The 6,903-nt window shown below is 50.4% G+C and carries 12 protein-coding genes; 1 reads left to right on the top strand and 11 read right to left on the bottom strand.

What is annotated here, in order from left to right; all coding sequences use genetic code 11:
* The 11 genes from rplN to rplC all read right to left on the bottom strand — a co-directional run.
* Window positions 1-298: 50S ribosomal protein L14 (gene rplN, locus NZ772_10750; protein ID MCS6814031.1), on the bottom strand; the 298-nt coding region annotated here is incomplete at its 3' end.
* A gap of 38 nt (window positions 299-336) precedes the next feature.
* Entirely contained in the window at window positions 337-573 is a 237-nt protein-coding gene (gene rpsQ / locus NZ772_10745; protein ID MCS6814030.1) for a 30S ribosomal protein S17, read from the bottom strand.
* An 18-nt stretch (window positions 574-591) separates the two neighbouring features.
* Window positions 592-822 (bottom strand): 50S ribosomal protein L29, encoded by a 231-nt coding sequence (rpmC, locus tag NZ772_10740; protein MCS6814029.1) that lies wholly within the window; start codon window positions 820-822, stop codon window positions 592-594.
* Window positions 823-827: 5 nt separating this feature from the next.
* Entirely contained in the window at window positions 828-1,295 is a 468-nt protein-coding gene (gene rplP / locus NZ772_10735; protein ID MCS6814028.1) for a 50S ribosomal protein L16, read from the bottom strand.
* A gap of 6 nt (window positions 1,296-1,301) precedes the next feature.
* On the bottom strand, window positions 1,302-2,051 hold the full coding sequence (gene rpsC, locus NZ772_10730; protein MCS6814027.1) for a 30S ribosomal protein S3: 750 nt from the start codon (window positions 2,049-2,051) through the stop codon (window positions 1,302-1,304).
* A 59-nt stretch (window positions 2,052-2,110) separates the two neighbouring features.
* On the bottom strand, window positions 2,111-2,470 hold the full coding sequence (gene rplV, locus NZ772_10725) for a 50S ribosomal protein L22 (protein MCS6814026.1): 360 nt from the start codon (window positions 2,468-2,470) through the stop codon (window positions 2,111-2,113).
* 10 nt (window positions 2,471-2,480) lie between these two features.
* A complete protein-coding gene (gene rpsS / locus NZ772_10720) occupies window positions 2,481-2,759 on the bottom strand; it encodes a 30S ribosomal protein S19 (GenBank protein ID MCS6814025.1) in 279 nt (92 codons plus the stop codon).
* 65 nt (window positions 2,760-2,824) lie between these two features.
* Window positions 2,825-3,688, bottom strand: a complete 864-nt coding sequence (rplB, locus tag NZ772_10715) for a 50S ribosomal protein L2 (GenBank protein ID MCS6814024.1) — start codon at window positions 3,686-3,688, stop codon at window positions 2,825-2,827.
* A gap of 61 nt (window positions 3,689-3,749) precedes the next feature.
* On the bottom strand, window positions 3,750-4,064 hold the full coding sequence (locus NZ772_10710; protein ID MCS6814023.1) for a 50S ribosomal protein L23: 315 nt from the start codon (window positions 4,062-4,064) through the stop codon (window positions 3,750-3,752).
* Window positions 4,057-4,689 (bottom strand): 50S ribosomal protein L4, encoded by a 633-nt coding sequence (gene rplD / locus NZ772_10705; protein MCS6814022.1) that lies wholly within the window; start codon window positions 4,687-4,689, stop codon window positions 4,057-4,059. The genes NZ772_10710 and rplD overlap by 8 nt, the downstream gene beginning before the upstream one ends.
* Window positions 4,690-4,748: 59 nt before the next feature.
* Window positions 4,749-5,396 (bottom strand): 50S ribosomal protein L3, encoded by a 648-nt coding sequence (gene rplC, locus NZ772_10700; GenBank protein MCS6814021.1) that lies wholly within the window; start codon window positions 5,394-5,396, stop codon window positions 4,749-4,751.
* Between the two features lie 922 nt (window positions 5,397-6,318).
* Here rplC and NZ772_10695 point away from each other — a divergent pair.
* Window positions 6,319-6,903: NAD(P)-binding domain-containing protein (locus NZ772_10695; protein MCS6814020.1), on the top strand; the 585-nt coding region annotated here is incomplete at its 3' end.

The following is a 6,903-nucleotide window of genomic DNA, read 5'->3' as shown; positions in this document are numbered from 1 at the left end:
GGCCAAATACGCGGGTACCTCTAGGGTTACCATCGTTGTTGACAATCACGGCTGCGTTGTCATCAAACCGAATGCTCATGCCACTGGGTCTCCGTAACGCCTTGCGTGTGCGCACAACGACTGCTTTAACTACATCGGACTTCTTAACCGACATGTTAGGAAGGGCATCTTTAACCACTGCAATGATGATATCCCCGATACCAGCGTAACGACGGTTACCCCCCAACACTCGGATGCACATCAACTTACGAGCACCGCTGTTATCAGCAACATTTAGGTAAGTTTCTTGTTGAATCATGGTTTTAGCTCCTAGATTGCTTTGGTTGCTCGACAGGCTTATTGCAAAATATCAGTCACAATCCACCGCTTGGTTTTGCTTAGGGGTCTGGTTTCCCGAATACGCACGCGATCGCCCTGTTGACATCGATTTTCTTCATCATGGGCTTTGTATCGTTTGGTGCGAACGATGATTTTGCCGTACTTAGGATGAGATGAACGGTTTTCTACTGCTACCACAACGGTCTTATCCATCTTGTCACTGACAACCAACCCAACCCTTTCTTTCACTGCCATAGTGATCTCCTCCCAACATTAACTTGCGACATGATTAGCATTTGAGCGAGCAGCTCGCTGCCGTTCTGCCTCAATGGTCATCAGTTGTGCTAGGCGATGGCGAGCATGTTTGAACTGATGAGGTTTTGGTTCTTGCTTCGTGGCCTTTTGCAGCCGTAATTCAAATAACTGACGCTTAACAGCTAAGATTTCATCAGCGATCGCTTGATCATCCAGCTTACGCAGCTCAGCGATTTTTGAAAGTGCCATTGCCATCATCCCTCCACAGCAACATTAGTAACAACCTCCCCCGATGCCTCCTGGCCAGTATGCTCTGCCTCGCGCACTAAGAACTTGGTCTTGATGGGTAGCTTGTAGGCGGCTAGTCGCATGGCTTCACGGGCTACCTCCTCAGAGACACCGCCAATTTCAAACAGAATGCGTCCCGGCTTAACGACAGCGACCCAAAACTCTGGGTTGCCCTTACCTGATCCCATGCGAGTTTCTGCTGGTCGCATGGTCACGGGCTTATCTGGGAAGATGCGAATCCAAATTTTTCCGCCCCGGCGAATATAGCGGTTCATAGCTCGGCGGCTAGCCTCAATCTGGCGAGATGTAATCCAGGCTGGCTCTTGTGCCTGTAGTGCAAAGTCACCAAAATTAATGGTGTTGCCACGGGTTGCTTGACCTCGCATTCGACCGCGCTGCTGCTTCCGGAATTTAGTTCGTCTTGGACTTAGCATGACTAATTACCCCTCGTTGGAACGATCCTCAAACTGTTGACGGCGATGCTGCTGGCGACGACGTGGCTGGGCTGGGGTAGCAGGTGCAACCTCCTCTGCTCCAGGAATCACTTCTCCCTTGAACACCCAAACTTTAATACCTAAAATCCCATAAATGGTTTGGGCAGTTCGGTAGGCATAGTCAATATCTGCCCGCAGGGTATGGAGAGGCACTCGGCCTTCACGAGTCCATTCAGTACGGGCAATTTCTGCGCCATTGAGGCGACCGCTGATTTGAATCTTGATGCCCTGAACACCTGCTCTTTGGGCACGCTTGATGGCCTCGCGCACAACACGACGGAACGAAACCCGCTTCTCTAGTTGCTGGGAGATGTAGTCAGCAATTAGGTTGGCATCAGCATCAACCCGAGCAACTTCGATGACATTAATGCGTATTTGGCGATCGCCGCTGCCCAAATACTTTTGCAGGTTGGTGCGAATGGCTTCAATTTCCTGCCCTGAGCGCCCCACCACCACACCAGGCCGAGCAGTGTGAATCTCTAGGTCAACTTGATCGGCTTTGCGCTCGATGCGAATGTAAGAAATACTAGGATTTTCCAGGCTCTTTAACTTGAGGGGATTGCGCTCAAAGAACTGACGAATCTGGAAATCTTCCCGCAGCGTTGCTGGGTAATGGTTAGGTTCAGCAAACCACCGAGAGCGATGCTCTTGGGTAGTGCCAAGGCGAAAGCCGATTGGATGAATCTTCTGTCCCATAATTGAATCTGTGCAGTTGGCTGTAAGAGGATGGCGGGGAAAATAGCGAGCGAATCTAGCTAATTGTCTTCACCAGGTGCAACGGTGATGGTGATGTGGCAGGTAGGCTTACGAATTTGATAGGCCCGACCCTGAGCACGGGGGCGATATCGTCGTAGGCTAGGGCCTTGATCAGCATAGGCTTGACTAACCACTAAGCTGGCGGGGTTGTACCCTTGATTGTGCTCAGCGTTAGCTACCGCCGATCGCAGTACCTTCAAAACTGGCTCACAGGCTCGATAGGGCATGAATTCAAGAATAATCAGAGCCTCTCGGTAGGAACGCCCTCGAATCTGATCCAGAACTCGCCGCACCTTGTTGGGCGACATCCGTATGTAACGGGCCGAGGCTCTAACTTCACCAGGTATTTGGACAGCCATATCATTCTCCCTATCGTTTTGCCTTCTTATCTGCTTTGGTATGCCCCCTGTAGGTGCGAGTAGGAGCGAATTCCCCTAGCTTATGCCCTACCATCTGATCGCTAATAAAGACAGGCACATGCTGCTTGCCATTATGAACAGCGATCGTGTGACCAATCATCTGGGGCAAAATGGTAGATGCCCGCGACCATGTTTTAATAACTTGCTTTTCGCCTTTGGCATTCAGGGCTTCTACTTTTCTCAGCAAGTGATCAGCAACGAAGGGACCTTTTTTGAGAGAACGAGCCATAGTTCTAGATTCCACACATTAGCTTCAAAGGGTTGACACAGAAGACATTTGAGATATCTAGGTAGTTAACTTTCGCGGCCACCACGACCACGCTTAGAGGACTTACGTCGGCGACGGACGATCAGAGCATTACTAGGCTTATTGCGTTTCCGAGTTTTGTAGCCCAGGGCAGGCTTGCCCCAAGGAGTCACAGGTGCAGGTCTACCGATCGGAGCACAGCCTTCGCCACCACCGTGGGGGTGATCCACTGGGTTCATAACACTACCGCGCACTTCCGGACGACGACCAATATGGCGCTTGCGACCAGCCTTGCCCAAGCTTTGGTTACGGTCTTCAACATTACCTACTTGCCCAACCGTGGCGTAGCAGTCTCGCCGCACCTTACGCACTTCACTAGAGGGCAACTTGAGAGACACAAAGTCACCTTCCTTAGCAGCCACCTCAGCAACTGCACCTGCCGCTCGAGCCATTTGCGCCCCCCTTCCAGGGACAAGCTCAACATTATGCACCTTTGTACCCAAAGGCATCTTGTACAGTGGCAGTGCGTTTCCAATCTCGATCGGGGCATCAGGCCCTGCAATCACCGTTGCGCCAACCTTCAGATCAAGGGGATGAATAATGTAACGTTTTTCACCGTCTTGGTAGTACAGCAAGGCAATGCGAGCATTACGGTTAGGATCGTACTCAATAGCCATAACCTTGGCTGGAATGTTACGCTTATCCCGCTTGAAGTCTATTAAGCGATATAGCCGCTTATGCCCACCACCGCGATGGCGACAGGTAATCACACCGCGATTGTTACGCCCCTTGCGACGATGCTTCGAGATGGTAAGAGATTTTTCTGGCTCATCACGGGTAATTTCAGCAAAGTCTGGAACTGCCCGTTGGCGTGTGCCTGGAGTGTAGGGACGAAATGTACGAATGCCCATAATGAGTTTCTTGCAACTGTAGACGGCTGACTGTAGATGAATGACTGACCTAGATTGCAGCTTAAACCTCTGGGAAGAGCGTGATAGAATCACCCGGAGCTAGCTTGACGACTGCCTTCTTATAGTGAGGGCGATAGCCCAAGAACTTGCCCATGCGGCGCTGTTGCCGAGGGGGGTTTTGGGTGTTAACAGACGCTACTTTGACATCAAACAGATATTCGATCGCGGCTTTGATTTCCGGCTTAGTGGCTGACGCAACAACCTCAAAGGTGTACTGATTGTTTTCTAGCAACAGCGTTGCCTTTTCAGTAATGATGGGACGACGAATCAAATCGGGTAAGGTACGCAGGTCGAACTGAGTTGGGATTTTAGCCACCGTACACCTCCTGAATCACGGCGAGTGCTGACTTAGTTGCCACAATGCGATCAGCATGGAGCACATCAAAAACATTCAAATTGGTTGCAGAAATCAAGCGCAAATTAGCAACATTACGGGCTGAAAGATAGACGTTATCACTCCGCTCACTCACAATCATGAGCACCTTGGCCGTCGGGTCAATGCCCCAGCGAGATATTGCTGCTACCAAATCCTTAGTCTTGGGTCGAGCTAGCTGCTCGGCAAAGTCTTCCACTACAACTAAATCCTCAGCCCGGCTTTGAAATGCGGTGCGTAGGGCTAATCGCCGCTCTTTACGGTTCATCTTTACGCTGTAGTCTCTGGGCTTAGGGCCAAAGATAACACCGCCACCCCGCCACAACGGCGATCGATTCGACCCTGCCCTAGCACGACCCGTACCCTTTTGCCGCCAAGGCTTGCGTCCACCCCCTCGAACTTCAGCACGAGTTTTAGTGCTAGCAGTTCCCTGACGAGCATTTGCTAACTGGCGTACTAGCGCTCGGTGAACAACATGGGCGGCTGAAGCGTCACTAGCAACTCTCAGATCCAACGTTGCCGTTCCTACTTCTTCCCCTTGCCAGTTGTGTACTACACAGTCAACCATCTGTCTCAATTTCCACTTTTCAGCCTGTGTTCAAACTTCAACCCAACGGATACCCATACCTACCGTGCTGCTTTAGGCTTGCCCACGTACTTAGTAGGCACAATACTCACCAGCGCACCGGGCTTACCTGGAACGGCACCCTTGACCAAAACAAGATTACGCTCAGCATCTACCTTGACCACCCTCAGACGACGAACAGTGACCCGACCGCCCCCCAACCGACCTGCCATCCGCTTACCAGGATAGACTCGACCTGGTGTAGTACCAGCTCCCGTAGAACCAGGCAACCGATGGTTCTTGGAACCATGGGCCATTGGCCCGCGACCAAAATTATGGCGCTTCTGGTAACCCGCAAACCCACGACCAATGCTCGTGCCCACCACATCAACTAGCTCGCCCTGAGTGAAAATATCAGCCGTGATCTGCTGCCCAAGCTGGTAATCACCCACATTGTCTAGTCGATACTCCTGTAGATGACGAACTGGGCTGGCCCCAGATCTCGCTAAATGTCCTAACTTTGGCTTGTTTAATGCTTTCTCCCTAACATCACCATAGCCAACCTGAACCGCAGAGTAGCCATCTGTCTGGGTCGTCTTAATCTGCGTTACAGTACAAGGCCCTGCCTGAATAACCGTAACAGGAACTGCATTTCCCTCCTCAAAGATTTGGGTCATGCCAAGCTTGGTGCCTAAAATTCCCATGGGCACGATCGTCTGTCTCCTTTGCTTACACGCCACTACAGTCGCCAAATACACCGACACCTAACATTGTCGAGCGCATCTGGCCAAAGCATCACCCCAGAGCAAACACCAACGCTACTTGGCATTACCAAGCACATCAGCAGTAACTATGGGGTCAACCTTGCTACAAGGCTGAGACTCCTCTTCGCTAAATTAAACCTCCAGATTCCGCTTACCAAAGCCTCAACTAGGAACCTGGAGCATGTTTAAATACTTCAGGTATTCCTGCTTAGACACCGATCTTGGAATCTAAAGGTGACGAACTGAATGAACGTCAACAATAGTACCTCGTGAACTCGAAGTGTTTAAGCTGCCACTACTCTGAACAAGGACTTAAGCAGCTTGCCAACGCAACCGCAGCGCGATCGCAAGCCCAACCCAGTATCCGTAAACTAGCTAGTCACAAATCACTAACTATAAACTGCCAGAGATAACCGTGCACAACTTCAGAATGAAGGAATGCGTTAGAACTTTTGGCGGCAGTTACACAATATAACCTAACCTTGTGCAACTTGTCTAGGAATATTCCTATCTTTTTTCTCTGACATTTTCTGTAGCTATACACCCTTGCTCTATGCTTTACTTGCTGCTACTTCTCTCTTACTTAATAGTCCATCTAACATTCCGTCTCTTACAGCCTATCTAACATTCCTTCAGCGGAACTGGGAAGAGACTTCAGCGGAACTGGGAGGAGACTTCAGCGGGACTGGGAAGAGAGTTTCTAACAAGAGTTGATGCCACCATTTTGCGTAAATACCGGAAAATTGCTAAGCATAGACCATTTCTGAACTGAGTGAGCATAAAGAAAATCTGTCGGTCAGAGAGCCTCCTAGAAAAGTTGACGTAATGTGGTGGCAAATGAAGTCTGAGCAAGGTTGAGGGAGAGCTTATGTCAACACAAAGCTTTGGGGTAATTGGACTAGCGGTCATGGGTGAAAACCTAGCGCTGAATGTGGAACGGAATGGATTTCCCATTTCTGTCTATAACCGCAGTCGGGAAAAAACCGATGCCTTCATGGCAGAACGAGCCGTGGGTAAGAATGTTTTTGCCGCTTACACCATAGAAGAGTTTGTCCAGTCTTTAGAACGGCCTCGCCGCATTTTGATTATGGTCAAAGCAGGCGCACCTGTTGATAATGTCATCGAGCAGCTCAAGCCCTTGCTAGACGAGGGTGATGTCATTATTGATGGTGGCAACTCTTTGTTCCACGACACAGAGCGGCGGGCTAAGGAACTTGAAGCTGCAAAATTTACCTTCATTGGCATGGGAGTCAGTGGTGGCGAGGAAGGCGCACTGAATGGCCCTAGTTTGATGCCGGGGGGCACCAGAGCTGCCTATGACGCTTTAGAACCAATCTTGACCAAGATTGCAGCCCAAGTTGATGATGGCCCCTGTGTCACTTACATTGGCCCTGGTGGTGCCGGTCACTATGTCAAGATGGTGCACAATGGCATCGAGTATGGCGACATGCAG

The sequence above is a fragment of the Cyanobacteriota bacterium genome, assembly GCA_025054735.1.
In the GTDB taxonomy this organism is placed as follows: domain Bacteria; phylum Cyanobacteriota; class Cyanobacteriia; order SKYG9; family SKYG9; genus SKYG9.
Note: the sequence above shows the minus strand (reverse complement) of the source record. Positions and strands in the feature narration are given on the sequence as shown.